Origin of the sequence: Bordetella genomosp. 12 (genome assembly GCF_002261355.1) — a bacterium.
Lineage (GTDB): Bacteria > Pseudomonadota > Gammaproteobacteria > Burkholderiales > Burkholderiaceae_B > Bordetella.
On record NZ_NEVU01000002.1, the window covers coordinates 114,939 to 131,555 of the forward strand.

22 protein-coding genes and 1 pseudogene are annotated in these 16,617 nt (G+C 64.7%); 15 read left to right on the top strand and 8 right to left on the bottom strand.

From position 1 onward, the window contains the following. Positions 1-52 precede the first annotated feature (52 nt). The gene (locus tag CAL22_RS05915) at positions 53-727 is read left to right on the top strand and encodes an HD-GYP domain-containing protein (protein WP_094811339.1); all 675 of its coding nucleotides are present in this window, start codon (positions 53-55) and stop codon (positions 725-727) included. Here CAL22_RS05915 and CAL22_RS05920 read toward each other — a convergent pair. Continuing rightward, positions 706-1,182 (bottom strand): PaaI family thioesterase, encoded by a 477-nt coding sequence (locus CAL22_RS05920; protein WP_094811341.1) that lies wholly within the window; start codon positions 1,180-1,182, stop codon positions 706-708. The genes CAL22_RS05915 and CAL22_RS05920 overlap by 22 nt on opposite strands. An 85-nt stretch (positions 1,183-1,267) precedes the next feature. Then, positions 1,268-1,915, bottom strand: a complete 648-nt coding sequence (locus CAL22_RS05925; protein WP_208621907.1) for a LysE family translocator — start codon at positions 1,913-1,915, stop codon at positions 1,268-1,270. 183 nt (positions 1,916-2,098) lie between these two features. On the opposite strand from CAL22_RS05925, the gene CAL22_RS21100 reads away from it, so the two are divergent. The 6 genes and pseudogenes from CAL22_RS21100 to CAL22_RS05950 all read left to right on the top strand — a co-directional run bounded on the left by CAL22_RS21100 (position 2,099) and on the right by CAL22_RS05950 (position 5,857). Continuing rightward, positions 2,099-2,266, top strand: coding sequence for a hypothetical protein (locus tag CAL22_RS21100; RefSeq protein WP_094811343.1), 168 nt, complete (start codon positions 2,099-2,101; stop codon positions 2,264-2,266). Positions 2,267-2,409: 143 nt separating this feature from the next. Next, positions 2,410-3,117 carry a flagellar brake protein gene (locus CAL22_RS05935; RefSeq protein ID WP_094811345.1) on the top strand — a complete coding sequence of 236 codons (708 nt, stop codon included), beginning with the start codon at positions 2,410-2,412 and terminating at the stop codon, positions 3,115-3,117. Positions 3,118-3,246: 129 nt separating this feature from the next. Next, positions 3,247-3,783, top strand: a pseudogene (locus CAL22_RS21265) (GntR family transcriptional regulator); the annotation flags it as partial. A gap of 120 nt (positions 3,784-3,903) precedes the next feature. Beyond that, positions 3,904-4,641, top strand: coding sequence for an ABC transporter substrate-binding protein (locus tag CAL22_RS21270; protein ID WP_244193849.1), 738 nt, complete (start codon positions 3,904-3,906; stop codon positions 4,639-4,641). Next, positions 4,641-4,931, top strand: coding sequence for a SelT/SelW/SelH family protein (locus CAL22_RS05945; protein WP_094811349.1), 291 nt, complete (start codon positions 4,641-4,643; stop codon positions 4,929-4,931). Before CAL22_RS21270 ends, CAL22_RS05945 begins: the two co-directional genes overlap by 1 nt. A gap of 29 nt (positions 4,932-4,960) precedes the next feature. After that, positions 4,961-5,857, top strand: coding sequence for a LysR family transcriptional regulator (locus tag CAL22_RS05950; RefSeq protein WP_094811351.1), 897 nt, complete (start codon positions 4,961-4,963; stop codon positions 5,855-5,857). Between the two features lie 6 nt (positions 5,858-5,863). Here the strand turns inward: CAL22_RS05950 and CAL22_RS05955 are convergent, their stop codons facing one another. From CAL22_RS05955 to CAL22_RS05965, 3 genes are read right to left on the bottom strand one after another with little or no spacing between them, the layout of a single operon-like run. Then, positions 5,864-6,442 (bottom strand): amino acid synthesis family protein, encoded by a 579-nt coding sequence (locus CAL22_RS05955; protein WP_094811353.1) that lies wholly within the window; start codon positions 6,440-6,442, stop codon positions 5,864-5,866. A gap of 27 nt (positions 6,443-6,469) precedes the next feature. After that, positions 6,470-7,423, bottom strand: a complete 954-nt coding sequence (locus CAL22_RS05960) for a Bug family tripartite tricarboxylate transporter substrate binding protein (protein ID WP_094811355.1) — start codon at positions 7,421-7,423, stop codon at positions 6,470-6,472. A 44-nt stretch (positions 7,424-7,467) separates the two neighbouring features. Continuing rightward, positions 7,468-8,376, bottom strand: a complete 909-nt coding sequence (locus CAL22_RS05965) for an NAD(P)-dependent oxidoreductase (protein WP_094811357.1) — start codon at positions 8,374-8,376, stop codon at positions 7,468-7,470. Positions 8,377-8,513: 137 nt separating this feature from the next. Here CAL22_RS05965 and CAL22_RS05970 point away from each other — a divergent pair, with 137 nt between their 5' ends. The 4 genes from CAL22_RS05970 to CAL22_RS05985 are packed head-to-tail and all read left to right on the top strand — an operon-like array spanning position 8,514 to position 11,961. After that, positions 8,514-9,410, top strand: a complete 897-nt coding sequence (locus CAL22_RS05970; protein WP_094811359.1) for a LysR family transcriptional regulator — start codon at positions 8,514-8,516, stop codon at positions 9,408-9,410. Between the two features lie 39 nt (positions 9,411-9,449). Next, entirely contained in the window at positions 9,450-10,397 is a 948-nt protein-coding gene (locus CAL22_RS05975) for a diacylglycerol/lipid kinase family protein (RefSeq protein ID WP_208621908.1), read from the top strand. Continuing rightward, a complete protein-coding gene (locus tag CAL22_RS05980; RefSeq protein ID WP_094811363.1) occupies positions 10,394-11,218 on the top strand; it encodes a metallophosphoesterase family protein in 825 nt (274 codons plus the stop codon). The genes CAL22_RS05975 and CAL22_RS05980 overlap by 4 nt, the downstream gene beginning before the upstream one ends. Beyond that, positions 11,215-11,961, top strand: a complete 747-nt coding sequence (locus tag CAL22_RS05985; RefSeq protein ID WP_094811365.1) for a phosphatase PAP2 family protein — start codon at positions 11,215-11,217, stop codon at positions 11,959-11,961. Before CAL22_RS05980 ends, CAL22_RS05985 begins: the two co-directional genes overlap by 4 nt. Here CAL22_RS05985 and CAL22_RS05990 read toward each other — a convergent pair. From CAL22_RS05990 to CAL22_RS06000, 3 genes are read right to left on the bottom strand one after another with little or no spacing between them, the layout of a single operon-like run. Next, positions 11,927-12,349 (bottom strand): NAD(P)-binding domain-containing protein, encoded by a 423-nt coding sequence (locus CAL22_RS05990; RefSeq protein WP_208621909.1) that lies wholly within the window; start codon positions 12,347-12,349, stop codon positions 11,927-11,929. The two genes, CAL22_RS05985 and CAL22_RS05990, sit on opposite strands and share 35 nt — an antisense overlap. Next, positions 12,346-12,774 (bottom strand): PaaI family thioesterase, encoded by a 429-nt coding sequence (locus CAL22_RS05995; protein ID WP_094811369.1) that lies wholly within the window; start codon positions 12,772-12,774, stop codon positions 12,346-12,348. Before CAL22_RS05995 ends, CAL22_RS05990 begins: the two co-directional genes overlap by 4 nt. After that, positions 12,774-13,382 (bottom strand): TetR/AcrR family transcriptional regulator, encoded by a 609-nt coding sequence (locus tag CAL22_RS06000; RefSeq protein ID WP_094811371.1) that lies wholly within the window; start codon positions 13,380-13,382, stop codon positions 12,774-12,776. Before CAL22_RS06000 ends, CAL22_RS05995 begins: the two co-directional genes overlap by 1 nt. A 333-nt stretch (positions 13,383-13,715) precedes the next feature. Here CAL22_RS06000 and CAL22_RS06005 point away from each other — a divergent pair, with 333 nt between their 5' ends. The 4 genes from CAL22_RS06005 to CAL22_RS06020 all read left to right on the top strand — a co-directional run bounded on the left by CAL22_RS06005 (position 13,716) and on the right by CAL22_RS06020 (position 16,616). Then, a complete protein-coding gene (locus CAL22_RS06005; protein ID WP_094811373.1) occupies positions 13,716-14,858 on the top strand; it encodes a porin in 1,143 nt (380 codons plus the stop codon). Positions 14,859-15,051: 193 nt separating this feature from the next. Further along, positions 15,052-15,411: an NADH-quinone oxidoreductase subunit A gene (locus CAL22_RS06010; protein ID WP_005012020.1), complete on the top strand. Its 360-nt coding sequence runs from the start codon at positions 15,052-15,054 to the stop codon at positions 15,409-15,411. Positions 15,412-15,441: 30 nt separating this feature from the next. Continuing rightward, positions 15,442-15,918 carry a NuoB/complex I 20 kDa subunit family protein gene (locus tag CAL22_RS06015; RefSeq protein WP_005012021.1) on the top strand — a complete coding sequence of 159 codons (477 nt, stop codon included), beginning with the start codon at positions 15,442-15,444 and terminating at the stop codon, positions 15,916-15,918. A gap of 71 nt (positions 15,919-15,989) precedes the next feature. Continuing rightward, entirely contained in the window at positions 15,990-16,616 is a 627-nt protein-coding gene (locus CAL22_RS06020) for an NADH-quinone oxidoreductase subunit C (RefSeq protein WP_094811375.1), read from the top strand. Position 16,617 lies beyond the last annotated feature (1 nt).

Consider the following 16,617-nt stretch of genomic DNA (forward strand, 5'->3'; position numbering starts at 1 on the left):
CCTGCCTCACGCGCGGGTTCGCCTGTCGCTGCTCGAACCGGTAGGAACAACGATGGCCACTGACGGCGCAGCCTGGGTTGCGCAGCAGACTGCGATCGGCCGCATCGAAGCCTTGATGCAGTCCCTGACCGAGCGTGATCCGCATACGGCCGGTCATTCCCGGCGCACGGCGCGCATCGCCATGGCGCTGGGAGAAGGGGCCCGTCTGGATGCCGCCCAAAGCTATGTGCTGGGCGCGGCCGCCTTGCTGCACGATATCGGCAAGCTGGGCGTGCCGGCAAGGATTCTCGATTTCAAGGGCCGGCTCGACCGCGCCGATTGGGCGCGCATGCAGGAACACTCCGTGCTGGGCGAGCGCATCGTCCGAGCGGCGGAACTGCCGTTGGGCGATCAACTGGCCCGGGCGGTGCGGCATCATCACGAGAATGTCGATGGCACCGGCTATCCGGATGGTCTGGCGGGCGAACAGATCGAATTGGCCGCGCGCATGATCAGCCTGGCGGATGCCTATGACGCCATCTCCTCGGCGCGTTCCTATCATGGTGAGCGCACGCACGCAGAGACCATGGGCATTCTGGCCGGCGAGGTGGGGCGTAAGTGCGACGCCGGGGTCTTCGAGCTGTTCGTGCGCGAGGTCGAGCCACGCTTGACGGGCGCCCGGCCCTGGCCGCATGCCGAAGCGGCGGCCTGGCAGGCCATCCAGCGTTATTGCGACGGGCTGGATTGAAGCGTGCCCGGCTTGCCGTGCATGCACATCAGCGTTTGTTGCCCGACGGCCACCAGTGTGCGCTGGCCATCCTCGACGCCGAAGACTTCCATCTGGCACAGGGTCAGCGTGCGCCCATGGCGCAGCACCTTGCCGATCGCCTCCAGATGATCGCCGCGCGCGGGCGCCACGAGATTGATCTTGAATTCGATGGTGAGGACCGAGCTGCCCTCAGGAAACAGGGAGTAGCCGGCATAGCCGCCCGCTGTGTCGGCAATCGCGCTGGTGGCCCCGGCGTGAAAGTAGCCGTGTTGCTGCGTGAGTTCAGGCTTGAAGGGCATGCGGATGACGACCCGGCCGGCCGTCACCTCGACCAGCGTGGCGCCGAGATGGCGCATCAGACCCTGACGTTCGAAGCTATGTTGCACGCGCGCACGTTGCGCGGCGGTGAGATCTGGCGCGTTGGGCAAAGTCATGAGGGCGGGCTTCCGTGGCTCAATGGGATCCCTAGCTTAACCGCGCCCGCTGCCTCAGCGGGCCGAGCGCGGCATGCGTGGGACGTCAGCGGCCGGGCAGCGGATCGCGATTGAGCACTAGCCAGCCGGCGATGCTCAGCATGGCCGCGCCCAGCAGGCCGTCCTGAAAGCGTAGAAACCAGGGATTGCGCATCAGCCAGCCGCGGATGCGTGCGGCACCGTAGGCCAGGCATGCGCCCGTGCCCAGCCCCAACATCTTGGACAGCAAGGCCAGCAGCAGCATCTGTACCCAGATGGGGCCGCGCGCCGCATCGGTGAACTGAGGCAGGAAGGCCACCAGAAAAAGGAAGACTTTGGGATTGAGCAAATTGGTGAACAGACCTTGCCAATAGGCATCGCGGGCGGACGTCTCGGCTGCGCCGGTCTCCAGATCCCGTGGCGGGCGGGCGCAGCGCCGCAATGCGCGCACGCCCAGATACACCAGATACAGCGCCCCCAGAATCTTGACCGCTGAAAACAGCACGGGAGAGTGCTGAAACAAGGCCGCCAGGCCCAGCACTACGAGCGGGATCTGAACCAAGCCTGCCGACCAGGTACCCAGTACGCTGAGCCACGCAATCCGAAAGCCTTGCGTCATCCCGCGCGTGAGCGTCAGTGCCATGTCCGGGCCGGGCGTGATCTTGAGCGCCAGATCGGCAGCCAGAAAGAGCAACAGGGTTTGCAGCGTGGGCATGGTCCACCAGGGAGCGATGAAACGCAGCAGTGTAGTGCAGCGGCAGCAAAATCCGGCAAGGCAGGGAAATAGCGCGCTAGAATTCGCCTCAGCAGAACGGGTCGTGCGCGCTGGCTGTGCGCGGTCTTGCGACGCGCACTTCCTCGCGCGGCGTGGCAATGTGGCCTTGGGTCAAAGACGAAGATGAAACTACGAGCCGTGCTCCTGACGTGTTTGACGCTGGTTCTGGCCGGTTGCGCGAGTTCGGCGGAATTCGCCCATCCCGGTCCACCGCACCCCGGCGCGGCCAATCCGTACAGCAATGGCGGATTCCATGATGCCGGACCCAACTATCCGGATACCGGGCGCTAAGGAGCGCAGGCAGCGGCCACGCATTGCTGGCTTTCAGGGTCGGATGCCTGCCGGGCGCCTGTAATTTCTGGTAAATTGGCAAGTTAAATTGTCACAGATCGGGGCGGGCCGGATTTTGCGCGCCTAGCCTCCGACGCAAAGCTATGGACCACGAAGACTATCTGGTCACGGGACGTCTCGAAATCGTGCATCTGCTGCTGACCATCATGCAGCGGCAGTCACTGGTGTTCATGCATGTGCCGGGCCGTCCCATCAATAGCGTCACGTCGATTCTGGCCGTGGATGCGGATCGCGGCGAGTTGTTTCTGGACGCGGCCCAGGAAAGCAGCGTCAATGATCGCATCGCCACCGGCGAGCGGGTCTCGTTCGAAACCTCGCTGGACAACATCCGCGTCTCGTTTTCGGGCAGTGAAATCACCCCGGCAAATTTCGAAGGCCGGTCGGCCTTGTGCATGCCGCTGCCCGCAGCGATCTCGCGCATGCAGCGGCGCGATTCGTTCCGTATTGAAGTCCCCGTGCTCAAGCCGGCCACCTGGTCCATGGCGGGCCGCCGGCTGACGCTGGCCATCAAAGACATCAGTTCGACCGGGCTGGCCTTGAGCGATGTCGATCAGCAGATGGATACCACGCCGGGCGTCGAGTATGACGGCGTGCTCAGTCTGCCGGAGATCGGCGCTTTTGCATTGACTGTCAGAGTGGTGCACCACGCCGATCAGGATGCTGGCAAAGGTAAGGTCCTGCGCCGCATCGGCTGTACCTTTGTGGACCTGGATAACGGGATCCGCATTCGCATCCAGTCATACGTCAATACCCTGCAGCGCGCGATGATCGCGCGGCAGCGCGGCAACTGACGGCCGCGGCGATGCGGGCCGCGCGCCGGTCCCGTGTCCATGGTGTCATGAAAACCCAGCTATCCTATAGGCGGAGCCATTACCGGGCCTCGAGGATGGGAGGGTTTATTGACCGATTCCAATGTCGTCTTGGCGCGTCTGGAGCTGTGGCTGGAGCAGAGCCGCCCACCGCCCGGCACGCATTTACCCGCGCAGCAACTGGCCGATTTGCTGGGAGTGTCGCGTTCGCCGGTCAGCCAGGCGCTGGCCGTGCTGGCTGAGCGAGGCTGGTTGCGCCGTCAGCCCCATCGCGGCTATTACGTCGAACAGCTTCCCGACCCCGGCGGCTTCCCGCCGCAAGGCTCGGCGGCGGCTGCGTGGCCCCACGACGATCTGCACCAGCCGTTGCGGCTGTGCATGGCGATGGTGCCCGCGGCTTTGCTGGAACCGGGCTATCAGCTTGATCCCGCAGTATTGCGGCGTCTGCGTGCCCAGGAAAACCGGCTGCATGCGCTGCCGGATGGCGCGCGTGCGCAGCATGAGCTGGATTTCTACATCGCCCTGACAGAGGCGGCGCACAATCCCTATTTCACCGAGGCGATTCTGCGTCTTAACCGGCCAGCCGGGCTGCGCAATGTGGCCGATGCGCTGTGGCGTCATCACAGTGGTCAGCGTCTCGATGTGCTGGACTTGCTCGAGCTGGGTCATCACGAAGCGGCAGCGCGTCTGATGACAAGCCATTTTCGCAGTACGCTTAGCAGCCTGGCTCAGCAAGAACAGGCTTGCAGGCAGGGAGGAGAAATCAATATGAAGCTGGATGAGAAGATACGCGCGGCATTTTTGCCCGAGGGCCGGCTGCGTGCGTCGATCAATGTGGGCAACCCGATTCTGGCCCGCCGCGATGAGCAGGACGGCGCGGCAGGCGTTTCCGTGGATCTGGCTCGCGAGTTCGCCAAGTGGCTGCAGGTCGAATTGGAGTTGGTGGTGTTTGCCTCGGCCGGCGAATCGGTGGAGGCCGTCGCCGCGCAAAAGGCCGACATCGGGTTTTTTGCCATCGATCCCAAGCGCGGCGAGCAGATCGCCTTTACCGCGCCCTACGTCATCATCGAGGGGGCTTACCTGGTGCGTGAGGACGCGGCGCTGACCGCGCGCGAGGAGGTCGACCGGCAAGGCCTGACGGTCATGGTCGGCAAGGGCAGTGCCTATGATCTCTTCCTGAGCCGTGAGTTGCGTCATGCCAGCATCGCGCGCGCGCCCACCTCGCCTTCCGTCGTCGACACCTTTCTGGCGCAAGGGGCGGATGTCGCCGCCGGCGTACGCCAGCAACTGCAGGCCGATGCCCGCCGCCTTGGCGGACTGCGCCTGCTCGACGGCCATTTCATGTTGATCCGCCAGGCCATGGGCCTGCCCAAAGCCCGCGGCGCGGCCGCGCAGGCCTATCTCGCCTATTTCGTCGAGCAGATGAAGGCCACCGGCTTCGTCGCTGCGGCGTTGCAACGCCACGGTATCGAGGGCGCGGCCGTGGCCGGGCCGCAGGAGCATTGATGCAGGCGGCACCCCGCATCGCCATTCATTACTGCACGCAATGCCAGTGGCTGTTGCGCGCCGCCTGGATGGCCCAGGAACTGCTTTCGACGTTCGGCACCGACCTGGCCGAGGTGGCGCTGGTGCCCGGCACGGGGGGCGTGTTCCGTATCGACTACGCCGGTCAGACGCTCTGGGATCGCAAGGCCGACGGCGGCTTCCCCGATGCCAAGACCTTGAAGCAGAGAGTGCGCGACCGCCTGGACCCCCAGCGTGATCTGGGGCACATCGATAAACACGGCGTGCGCTGAGGCAGCGTCAGAGATCCGGACGGCACGCGATGACGCTCAAGCAACTCGAGGCCTTTTACTGGGCGGCGGCCTGCGCCAGTTTTGCCGTGGCCGCCCAGCGCCTGCACCTGTCGGTGTCCTCGCTGTCCAAGCGCATCGTCGAGCTGGAAGAGGATCTCGACCAGACCCTCTTTGACCGCAGCGGCCACCGTGCCGTACTCACCGCCGCCGGCGACAGGCTGGTGCCGCAGGCCCGCGAGTTGCTCGCGGCGGCCGACCGCATCCGGGCCTCCATGGCCACGCGAGATGCCTTGGCGGGCCGTTGCCGTTTCGGGGTGGGCGAGTTGAGCGCCTTGACCTGGTTGCCGGCGCTGATCGGGCGTGTGCGCCAGGCCTATCCGTCGCTGGCCTTGGAACCTTACGTCGATGTCGGGCAGACGCTGGAGCGCAAGGTGGCCGATGGCGAACTGGACTTCGCCGTCATCGCGGGCCGCTCTTCGCGGGCGGGCATCGTGTCGGTCCCGGTGGGCGAGGCGCGTTTCGTGTGGGTGGGCGCGCCCCGCGCCGTGGGGCAGGCCACGCATGTCACGCCCGAACTGCTGCGCGTGTGCCCGCTGGTCTCGCTGCCCGAGGGCGCCGGGACCACCCGCTTGCTGCAGGCCTGGCTGAGCCCGCTGGCCCAGGCGGAGCAGCGCCTGCACTGCAACAACTGGGGCGCCATCGTCGGCATGCTGGTCGAAGGCACCGGCGTGGGCTTGTTGCCAGGACATTGGGCGCAGGCGCTGGAGCAGGAGGGCAGCCTGCGGATATTGAACAGCGATCCCGCGCCGGGCGCGTTGCCCTATTCCTTTCAGTACCGGCGCGACGATAGCCGCGTGCTGGTGGAAAAAATGCGGACCGAGGTGATGCGCGCCGTGGACTTCGCCGCGCCTTGCCGGCTGCCCTGAGGCGGCTCAGCGCTGGCCGTCGTGCACGGCAACCGCTTCCTTGGTCAGGCCGCCCAGACGCGAGTGCACGCGCCCGCCGGTGCCCATGACCAGCGCAAACAGGATTTCGTCCGGCCGGGGAGCATCCTGGATGCCGATTTCGATGCTGTTGAAGTGGCTGCGCACATAGGAAGCATGAATGTAGTGCACCGGCACCATCATGCGATAGCCGGCCGACGCCACGGCCTTGACGGCGGGCACCATGGCCTTGGGCTCGCCCAGCACCGTGCGCATGGCCCAGCCGCCCGCTTCATGCCAGACGGCACCGTGTTCCATTTCGCCATTGATGCCCACGATGGCCGCCTTGCTGTAGACCTCGATGTTGTCCTTACCCAATGTGTCGACCAGCTCGGTGGCCAGCAGGGTGCCCAGCGAGCGCAGTTCTGCCATGAACGGCATGAGATCGGGCTCGTAACGGCCGGCATAGGGATTGCGGATGACGGCGCAGGCTGCCGCCAGTTTCAGAGGCTGCGCGGGGGCGGGGCCATTCTCGTGATAGGTGGTCTCGACGATGAGTGTGCGCTTGCGGATGTCGATCAAAGACATGCTTGAGATCCTTGGGAAAGTGGGGGGTTATTGCGCCGGGATGCCGGTTTCTTTGACGATGGCGGCCCATTTGTCGATTTCGCTTTGGACAAAGGCGCCGAACTGGGCCGGGCTTTGGGTTTTGACGTTCAAGCCCTGACGCGCATAGGCCTCGCGCACCGTGTCGGAAGCCAGCGCGGCGTTCAAGGCTTGCGCCAGGCGTTCGGTGATGTCCGAAGGCAGAGCGGCCGGTCCCATGAGTCCGAACCAGACGGTCAGGTCGAAGCCCGGCGCGCCGCTTTCGTTCAGCGTGGGGATGTCGGGGGTGAGGGCAAAGCGCTCGGGCGTGCTGACGCCGTATACCTTGACCTTGCCGGCGCGCGCCTGTTGCAAGTCGTTGGCCAGATCGGTAAACGTCAGGTCGACGGTGCCGCCGATGACGTCGGTCATGGCCTGGGGGCCGCCGCGGTAGGGAATGGGCGTGACGTTCATCTCGCCCATGGCTGCCAGCTTGGCGCCGAAGACCTGGGCGCTGCCGGAACCATAGGCATAGGTGAGTTTGCCGGGGTGCTGACGGCCGTAGTTGAACAGTTCGCCGACATTGGCGCCGGGCACCTGGTGGCCGCCGACCAGCAGGTACGGCGTTTCGGCCACGGCGCCGATGGGCGTGAGGTCACGGGCGGGGTTGTAGGGCAGATCCTTGAACAGGCTGACTGCGCTGGCGGCCGTGGAGACACCGACCACGACCAGGGTGTACCCGTCGGGCTTGGCCCGGGCGACTTCGCCCGTGCCGATGATGCCGTTGGCGCCCGGCTTGTTCTCCACCACGATGGGCTGACCCAGTTGCGCCGCCATGCCCTGGCCCAGGCTGCGTGCCACCACGTCGGTGATGCTGCCGGGAGGAAAGGGCACCATCATGCGTATCGGGCGGTCCGGATAGCTGGCCGCAGCGGGTGCGGCTGCGCTGAGCGCAAGCGCGAAGGCGAGCAGAGTCTTGGTCATGGGTTGTCTCCGTTGTCGTTGTCGTTATGCACTGCGTAGGTGGGTCAGGCGCCCGGGCTGCCCTGATCCAGGTAGCGATGGATGGCGGTGTTGTCGCTGCCGGCCGGCAGGTTGGCCAGCGCGGACTTCCACAGCCCGGCACACAGGGACAGTTGGCGAGCCTGCAGGCCCGTCAGTGTCTGCAGTGATTGCGCGGTGTCCAGGTCTTTGGCCATCAGCGCCAAGGCGAAGCCGCCGTTGTAGGTTTGCGGAATGATGAATTGCTTGAGTTTGGTCTCGGTGGCCACATTGCGCCCGCTGGAAGCATTGAGCACGTCGGTCAGGATCTCCGGATCCAGGTCCATGCGTTGGGCAATCGCCAGCGCTTCGGAGGCGGCCAGCAACCCGGCCGCGTAGACATAATTGTTCAGTGCCTTCATGGCGTGAGCGGATGCCACCTTGCCGGTGGGGATGATGGTGCTGCCCATGCATTGCAGGATGGGACGGGCCCGCTCCAGATCCCCGGCGCTGCCGCCAGCCATGATGGCCAGCGAGCCGTTGGCGGCCTTGGCCACCGCGCCGGAAACCGGCGCATCCATCAGCGCCAGGCCCCGCTCGGCCAGCGCCTGCGCCAGGCGCAGGGTGTCGGCCGGATTGGACGAGCCCATGTCGATCAGTAGCGCGCCGCGGCGCAGCACGTCGATCAGGCCAGGCTGGCCCGCCTTGCCCAGGACCACGCTATTGGTGATCGGGCTATTGGGCAGCATGGTGATCACGGCGTCGCAATCGGCCAGTTCGGTCAGTGCGGCCGCGCGTCGCAGTCGCGATTGCCAGGCGGGGTGGCTGGCCAGGCGGTCGAAGGGCGCCGCCGCGCTGTCGAAGGCCAGGATCTCCCAGCGCTCATCCCGAGCCAGGTTTTCCAGCATGGGCAGCCCCATCATTCCCAAGCCGACAAAGCCCAGTTTCCGAATCATGCATCTTCCTTATCGAAACCTCCGGAACCTGCCGGAGAAAAACGAAAATCCTAACCACGGGGCGACCGGAAAAGGTAATGCGAACTTGATTCCGGGGTATAACGTTTCATTATCGATAAGGGCAGGCGAAGAGGTAAATGCGCTTTAAACTCAGGCAGATGGAGGCATTTCGGGCGGTGATGCTCACCGGCTCCATGAACGGCGCGGCGCGCCTGCTGTTCGTCTCTCAGCCGGCGGTCAGCCGCTTGATCGGTCATGCCGAGCAGACGCTGGGCCTGCAGTTATTCGAGCGCGACAAGGGCAAACTCACGCCCACCTCCGAAGCGCAGCGTCTGTTCCAGGAAATCGGTCCCTGGTTCGATGAGGCGCTGCGCATCGACGAGTTGGCGCGCGACCTGGCCGCCCGGCCGGAAGGAGCGCTCAACCTGTGCTCCAGCCCCAGTCTGGCCCTGAATTTCCTGCCCCCGGTGCTGGCCCGCTATCTGAACGAGCATCCGGATGTGCGCGTCAAGTACCACACGACTTTGCTGTCCGACATGGCGCACGAGTTGCTGGGGCGCAAAGTGGAGTTGGCCATTTCGGTCTTGCCCATCGATCATCCCAATCTGGTCGTCGAACCCTTCGCTTCGGGACAGATGGTGTGCATTCTTCCGCTGGATCATCCCCTGGCGGCCCAGGAGGCCGTCGGCCTCGAGGAGCTGGCGCGGGAAAGACTGGTGCTCTACCACCGCAACATTCCGTTTGGCCAATTGGTGGCCGCGGCTTTTCAGCGGGCGGGAGTCCCCTGGCGGCCGGCGGTGGATATCGTGCGCGCCGAGCTGGCTTGCGCCCTGGTGGGCAGCGGAGCGGGCGTGGCCATCGTCGATGAGTTCTCCGTCGGCGGCAAAGGCTGGCCGGGTGTGGTCGTGCGGCCGCTGCGTCAGTCCATCCCCCTGGCCTTGAGCCTGGTGCGGTCGCGCTTCGAACGGCCCAGCCGTCATGTGCAGCGATTCGTGCGCATGCTCAAGGCACACGTGCAGCAGGTCAAGGGCTAGCCTTGCTCCCCGATCGGGCCATGCGCTATCTTCAGGGGCATGAATGCTTCTCAAATGGCCCTGAACGGGCACGAAATCCTGCACATCATCATCAACACCGGTTCCGGACGCGACGATGCCGGGCAAGTGCAAGCCCTCATCGGCGAAGCGCTGCGCGCGGCGGGCCGCCAGTACGTCATCCATCCTGTGGACGATGCCAGACGGCTGGCCGAGATCGCACGCGATGTGGTGGCGCGGGCGCGTCAGGAAGGCGGCGTGGTGGTGGCTGCCGGGGGCGATGGCACGCTCAATGCCGTGGCCGGCGCGGTGCTGGGCAGCGGCGTGCCCTTTGGCATCCTGCCCCAGGGCACGTTCAATTACTTCGGGCGTGTCTACGGCATATCCCAGGACACCGTCCAGGCCGTCCAGGCTTTGCTCAGCGCACGTCCGCAGCCGGTCCAGGTCGGGCTGGTCAACGGACGGCTCTTTCTGGTCAATGCCAGTCTGGGGCTGTACCCGCAACTGCTGGAAGACCGCGAAGCCTATAAGAATCGTTTCGGCCGGCGCCGGTGGGTCGCCTTGCTCTCCGGCCTGGTGACGCTGTGGCGTCATCGCCGCCAGCTCGACCTGACGCTGGAGTATGGCGGGCAGCGGCTGCGCACGCCCACGCTGGTCGTGGGCAACAACGCTTTGCAATTGCGGCAGGTCGGGATCGACCAGGCCGAGGCGCCGGAACAAGGCAAGCTGCTGGCCATGACGCTGCGCCCGGTGGGGACCTGGACGCTTTACGGACTGTTGCTGCGCGGGCTCATGAGCCGGCTCGGAGAGGCCGAGCAGGTCAGCAGCTTTGCCTTCGAACGCCTGACGGTGGGGCTGCGCAGCCGGCGCGTCAAGGTGGCCATGGATGGCGAGATCTGTTGGCTGGATACGCCCTTGCGCTTTGAGGTCTCGCCCCAGCCGCTCGATTTCCTGGTGCCTGCCGAAGAACACCGTCTGGAGCCGGAATGACCCGGGTCTTGCATATCTCCGATACGCATTTCGGCACGGTGCATGAGAGCACCGAACGCGCGCTGCAGGATATGGTGCAGACCACCCGGCCCGATCTGGTGCTCATCGGCGGGGATATTACGCAGCGGGCGCGCAAAGGCCAGTTCGCCGCGGCGCGCCGCTTCGTGCAAAGCCTGCAACGGCCCGTGCTGGCCGTGCCTGGCAATCACGATATTCCTCTGTTCAATCTGGCGGCGCGGCTGTTCAACCCTTACGGCAATTACCGCCAGGCGCTCGGAGTCAATCTCGAGCCGGTATTCGAAGATGACCGTCTGCTGGTCATCGGGGTCAACAGTACCCACCCCGCGCGGCGCAAGGATGGCCGGGTGAGCCCGCGGCAGGCGCAGCGGGTGGTGCAGCGTCTGCATGCGGCGCGCCCGGGGCAGTTGCGCATCGTACTGCTGCATCACCCGGTACGGGCCGTGGAAGAGAGCGATACGGCCAATCTGCTGATCGGCCGCGAATTTGCCGTGCCGGCCTGGGTGGATGCCGGCGCCGATCTCATCCTCGGCGGGCATATCCATCTGCCCTATGTCGTGCCCCTGGCCGGGCGGCTCGGGCGCGCGGCCTGGTGTGTGCAGGCGGGCACGGCGCTGTCGTGGCGTGTGCGCGGCGGGATTCCCAACTCGGTCAATCTGATCGACCGGCAGGCCGACGACAGTTGTCTGGTGCGCCGCTGGGACTTCGATGCCGGGCTGGCCCGTTTTCAGGAAGTGGCGGCCCATCCTCTGGCCTTGTCGCGGCAAGCCGCGGGCAATGTTGCGGCGGCCGTCGCGCCATGAAGGACGTCGCCGTCTGGGTCTCGGTGCACCCTTATTATTGGTTTGGCGGGCTGCCCTTGTTGGCCGCCTTGCTGGCCTGGACCTCCTGGCGGGCGCTCAGCGGGCTGGCGCCCGGGCGGCGGCGCAGCGCGCTCTATGGCGGATTCGGTCTGGTCATGGTGGCGCTGTTCGTCCTGATGGCCGCCGCGGTCAGCCTGGATGGCAGCCTGGTGGCTTTCGATGCCGCGCTCGCGCGTGCGCTCAGCCTGTCGCTATCGACCGAACTGCTCTGGTTGCTGTCGTGGTTCACCCACCTGGGGGACCGCAATTGGCTGACGGTCCTGGCCATCATCATGGTGCTGGGCCTGCTCATGCGGCAGCAGTGGGTGCTGGCCGCGGGGGCGGCGGCGGCCACGGCGGGCGGCGGGGTGCTGAACTGGACCCTCAAGCATGCTTTTCAGCGCAGCCGGCCGGATTTCTCTCATGGTTTCAGCCATGTCTCGGGGTTCAGCTTTCCGAGCGGGCACGCCTCCGCGTCGCTGGCCGTCTACGGGTTTGCCTGTTATTTGCTGTTGCGTCTGCTGCCAGCGCGCTGGCAGGGTGTCTGTGTGGCGGTGACGGCGGCGCTGATCACGGCCATCGGCCTGAGCCGGGTGCTGCTCCAAGTGCATTTCCTGAGCGACGTCGTCGCGGGGTTCGCGATCAGTGCGCTTTGGCTGGCGCTGTGCGTCACGGTGACCGAGCAGATACTGCGCCGGCGATGAGGCCGGGCAACTCGCGGGCGGTGGAAGGCCGATAGTCGGCGCCCGCGGCGCGGATGGCGTGGGCCAACTGCCGGCCCCAGTCGCCCGCGTGAGGGCAAAGATCCAGCACCTGTTTGCCGCGCAGCGTCACGGTCACGTCGCCGTCGCTGTAGCGCCGCAGGACGCGGTCGATCTCGTGCGGATCGGACAGCGCCAGCACAATGAGTCGCGATTCGCGCAGCGCCTCGGCGGGACTGCCCGCCAGTGTGGCCTGGCCCCGGAAGGCCTCGCCGCGCAGGGGATCGCGGTCGTAGACCGTGATGTCGCAGTCGGGCTGGCAGGCCAGCAACTGCCGTGCGGCGTGCGCGCCGGTATCGTTCAACCCGATGATGCTGATCGTGTCCATCATGGCGCGGGCACCGACCAGGTGCTGACGATGTGCGCCAGCGGTTCGCCGCCCTGCTCGGCGCGCAGGGTGACTTCACCCGCCGTCAGGCGCCCGACCTTCAGCAGACGGGCGTCGGCCATCACGGCGCCGGCGGGCGTTTTACGCAGAAAATTAATGGTCAGGCTGGCGGTCACCGCGCGCGGCTGGCCCGTCGCACCGACCACGGCGGCGTACATGGCCACGTCGGCCAGGCCCATCAGCATGGGGCCGGCCACGATGCCGCCCAGGCGTTGGTGGCTGGGGCTGGGCGGCAGGCGCAGCAGAGCGGTGCCGGGTCCGATTGCCTCGACCTCGATGCCCAGGACCTCTGAGAAAGGATGCTGCTCGGCGAGCAGGCGGCGAAACTCGGGCACGCTCACCCGGGCGCCGGAAGTCGTAGTGTCCATCAGGAGTGCTCCAAGGCATGGCAATAGTGTTCCAGCAGCGTTTCGGTGCGCTGGTGCAGCGATTTGACGCGCCGGGTGTGGTGCAAAAGCAGCAAACCCATCAGATAGGTAAAGACGTTCATGGCTTCGATCTGCACGCGGGCGGTGTCCCAGCCCTTGCTGGTCGCCAGGCCGGCGCCCAGTCGGTCCACCGCCTGGCGCAGCAGCGCATTGAGCGAGGCGTCGATCTCCCGGCCCAGGCCTTGAGGCTGCAAACCTCTATACAGATACAGCCCCAGGGAAAACTCGGTTTCACGCGCGGCGTAGTAGTTGAAAAAACCTTCGATGACCGCGCGGGCGGCCCGGTTGGCGGGGGCGAGCGTCAGCTGTTCATCGAGGTGGGCCAGCAGGCGCAGCAAGGAGGCGCGCAGGAGTTCGCCATAAATGGCTTCCTTGCCTTCGAAGCATGGGTAGATGGCGCCTGTCGTGCAGCCGGCCTCCTTGGCGATGGCCCGGATGGTGGTGTGCTCCAGCCCGTCGCGCGTGAAGACGCGTTCGGCCGCGTCCAGGATGATCTGGCGCCGCAAGGCGGCCAGGCGATCGGAGCGGGGCAGGGCGGCGTCGGACATGGATAGATCCAATAGCATCGTTCTTGGTTGATAACATTGTTATTCAAAAGCGGCGGCTTGACCAGACGGACCTTGATACGAGGGAAAACCGGGCGGCTTGCGCCATGGCCGCGAGCTAAGGGTAAGCCCTCGGCACAGAGCGCTAACGGGGACGGGATGTTGCAACAAGCCAACAGTGCTGCCGCCCTGCGCACCTTTTCTTCGTGTCTTCGTAGCCAGTCCCGAGGATTTTTGATGCAATAGCGTCAACTTCCCTTCGCGGAGTTAGGGGGGCGGCAGGCTGGTCGTGCGGCGTTGCTGCTCTTGTCACTCAAATCTACGGAGATTTCTTAAATGAAAAAGACTCTGCTCGCTGCCGCCCTGCTCGCTGGCTTCGCTGGCGTCGCCCAGGCAGAAACGTCGGTGACCCTGTACGGCATCATCGATACCGGTATCGGCTACAACAAGGTCAAGGGCCCCGGCTACGACGCCAGCCGCATCGGCATGATCAACGGCGTGCAGAACGGCTCCCGTTGGGGCCTGCGTGGCACGGAAGATCTGGGTGACGGCCTGCAAGCTGTTTTCCAACTGGAATCGGGCTTCGATTCGGGTAACGGCCAATCGGCTCAAGGCAGCCGTCTGTTCGGTCGTCAAGCCACCATCGGTCTGCAAAGCAACAGCTGGGGCCGTCTGGACTTCGGTCGCCAAACCAACATCGCTTCGAAGTACTTCGGTTCGATCGATCCGTTCGGCGCTGGTTTCGGCCAAGCCAACATCGGTGTTGGCCTGAGCTCGACCAACACGGTCCGCTACGACAACATGGTCATGTACCAAACCCCGTCGTTCAGTGGTTTCCAAGTTGGCGCCGGCTACTCGTTCTCGGCTGATGACACCAAGGACGGTCGTATCAACCCGACCACCGGTGCCACGACGACCTCGCAAACCGGCTTCGCCACCGCTGACAACACCCGCGCCATCACCGCTGGTGTGCGCTACGTCAACGGCCCGCTGCAAGTCGCTTTCTCGTACGACCAGCTCAACGCTTCGAACAAGCTGAACTCGGCTGCTCGTGACGCTACCCCGCGTGCTTACGTTGTTGGCGGCGCTTACGACTTCGAAGTCGTCAAGCTCTCGCTGGCCTACGGCCGCACGACCGACGGCTGGTTCGCTGGCCAAGGCCTGCCGACCGGCGTGTCCGCTTCGGGTCTGAGCAGCAACGTGTTCGCCGACGGCTTCAAGTCGAACTCCTACCTGGTTGGCCTGTCGGCCCCGATCGGTGGCGCCAGCCAACTGTTCGGTTCCTGGCAAATGGTTGACCCCAGCAACAAGAAGTTGACTGGCGGCGACGAGACCATGAACGTGTTCTCGCTGGGCTACACCTACGACCTGTCCAAGCGCACCAACCTGTACGCTTACGGTTCGTACGCCAAAGACTACGCCTTCGTGGACGGCGTCAAGTCGACCGCTGTCGGCGTGGGCCTGCGTCACCGCTTCTAATTGCCTGCGGGGTTCGCGCCCCGTTTGCGATTATCAAGCAGCAACGGACGGGACTTTGTCCCGTCTGTCAAAAAGCCACCCTCGGGTGGCTTTTTGCCTGATTGGAATACTCTATTCCACCGATAGAGTTCAGCCGGAAGTAACCGCGCAAATGCTACAATCTGAAGGTTTGCGCATTTGACGGACGCCCTGAATGAACTTGCAACAGTATTTTCCCGTCCTGCTGTTTATCGCCGTGGCCACGCTGATTGGCTTCGCGCTGATCACGGCAGGCTCTCTCCTGGGGCCGCGGCGTCCTTACGCCGAGAAGCTCTCCCCGTATGAGTGCGGTTTCGAGGCGTTTGAAGACGCTCGTATGAAGTTTGATGTGCGCTATTACTTGGTCGCCATTCTCTTCATCCTGTTTGATCTGGAAATTGCCTTTCTGTTTCCGTGGGCCATCGCCCAAGGGACGGTCGGCCTCGTAGGCTTCTGGACGGTAATGGTATTCCTCGCCGTGCTGACGGTCGGTTTCATCTACGAATGGAAGAAAGGCGCGCTGGATTGGGAGTAATGCTCTCCAGGCACGCTAGCAGAGACGAATATGGCTATTGACGGCATTCTTAAGCAAGGTTTTATCACCACCAGCGCCGATAAGTTCATCAACTGGGCAAAAACCGGTTCGATGTGGCCCATGACCTTTGGTCTGGCCTGCTGCGCGGTGGAAATGATGCATGCGGGTGCGGCCCGTTATGACCTTGACCAATTTGGGATCATTTTCCGCCCCAGCCCGCGGCAATCCGATCTGATGATCGTGGCCGGCACGCTGTGCAACAAAATGGGCCCGGCGCTGCGCAAGGTTTACGACCAGATGCCGGAGCCGCGTTGGGTGGTTTCCATGGGCTCCTGTGCCAACGGTGGCGGCTACTACCACTACTCATATTCGGTAGTGCGTGGCTGTGACCGCATTGTGCCGGTTGACGTCTACGTCCCCGGGTGCCCTCCCACGGCCGAGGCGCTGGTCTATGGTCTGCTGCAAATGCAGAACAAGATCCGCCTGACCAACACGATCGCGCGCTAAGCCTCAGCGCGGATGCGCCATCGGCGCGGTTCCGTGCGGCATAGCAGTACCGGTTTACCAATGCGTAAAAGATGATGACCAGGCTCGAAACCCTGAAAAACAACCTGCAGGCCACACTCGGCCAGGATATCGCCTTGATCGAAGATCTGGGCGAGCTGACGCTGGAAGTGCCGGCCGAACAATGGCTCACGGTATGCAACAAGCTGCGCACCGATGCCGGCCTGCGGTTTGAAAGCTGTATCGACCTCTGTGGCATGGATTACCTGACCTGGGGCAACGGCAGTCGCGCCCAGCAGCTCGAAGAGCAGGGCGGCGCCACGCGCGGCCGCTTTGCCGTCGTGATCCATCTGCTGTCGATCGAACACAACTGGCGCTTGCGCGTGCGCACCTTCGCCGCCGACGACGAGTTCCCCATCGTGGCCTCGCTGCTCGAGTGCTGGCCCGGTGTGAACTGGTACGAACGCGAGGCCTTCGATCTGTATGGCATCGTCTTCGAGGGGCATCCGGATCTGCGCCGCATCCTGACCGATTACGGCTTCATCGGTCATCCTTTCCGCAAAGACTTCCCGCTTTCGGGCACCGTGGAAATGCGCTACGACCCCGAGCAAAAGCGCGTCATTTACCAGCCGGTCACCATCGATCCGCGTGAAATCACTCCGCGCGTCGTGCGTGAGGATTCTTACGGCATGGGGCGTTAAT